A 1,097-nucleotide genomic window follows, 5' to 3' on the forward strand; every position below is an offset into this window, starting at 1 on the left:
CAAGGAACTCGCGGTGAGTCACGCGTTCCATTCGCGGTTGATGGAGCCGATGCTGGAGGAGTTCCGGTCGGTGGTGGCGGGGCTGGACTGGCAGCCGCCGCGGGTGCCGATCGTGTCGAACGTGACCGGCGCGGTGGCGGACGCCGCGGAGATCACCGAGCCCGGCTACTGGGTGCGGCACGTGCGGCAGCCGGTGCGCTTCGCCGACGGGGTGGCGGCGTTGCGGGCACAGGGCGTGGACACCTTCCTGGAGGTGGGGCCGGACGCGGTCCTCACCGCCATGGCCGCCGAGGCGGACACCGCCGACGACGTGCGGTACGTCGCCACGCTGCGCCGCAGCCAGCCCGACGTCACCACCCTCACCAGTGCCGCCGGGCAGCTCTGGGCCGCCGGCATGGCCGTCGACTGGGCGGCGTACCTCGGCCAGATCGGCACCCGGCCGCGCGCGGTGGAACTGCCCACCTACGCCTTCGACCGGCAGCGCTACTGGCTGGAGGACCCCCAGCCCGGCTCGGCTCCGGAGCGGGCCGACGCCCCGTCCGACGAGCAGTTCTGGGCGGCGGTCGAGTCCGGGGACCTCGGCGTGCTGGGCGAGGATCTCGCCGTGGGCGCGGACGAGCCGTCCACGGCGCTGCTGCCCAAGCTCGCCCGGTGGCGGCGGGCGACGCAGCAGCGGGCGGTCGTCGACTCCTGGCGGTACCGGGCGACGTGGCGTACGGCCGCCGTGCCGGACTCCGCGACGTTGGCGGGAACCTGGCTGCTGCTGATGGCGCCCGGGCAGGAGGCCCACCCGGTGGCCGCGGCGCTGGCTGCCCGGGCCGACCGGGCGGTCCCGGTGCTGATCCCGGCCGGCGCCGACCGCGACCGGGTGGCGCGGCTGCTGCTGGAGGCGATGAGCTCCGACGCCCGGGACGCCCATGTGGTGTCCCTGCTGTCGCTGGCCGAGCCGCGGGAGGCGTCCCCGGTTCCGGCCGCCGCCGAGGTGTCGACGGCGCTGGCCGTGGTGCAGGCGCTGACCGACGTCGGTGGGTCGGGCCGGTTGTGGTGGCTGACGCGCGGGGCGGTGTCGGTCGGCGGCTCGGACGAGCTGGCGGATG

1 protein-coding gene is annotated in these 1,097 nt (G+C 76.1%); it reads left to right on the top strand.

What is annotated here, in order from left to right; all coding sequences use genetic code 11:
• Window positions 1-13 precede the first annotated feature (13 nt).
• The coding region (locus ACPCK6_RS29575; RefSeq protein WP_423482854.1) for an acyltransferase domain-containing protein at window positions 14-1,097 on the top strand (1,084 nt) is incomplete at its 3' end.

Source organism: Micromonospora sp. AB353 (assembly GCF_049538395.1).
GTDB classification, from domain to species: domain Bacteria; phylum Actinomycetota; class Actinomycetes; order Mycobacteriales; family Micromonosporaceae; genus Micromonospora; species Micromonospora aurantiaca.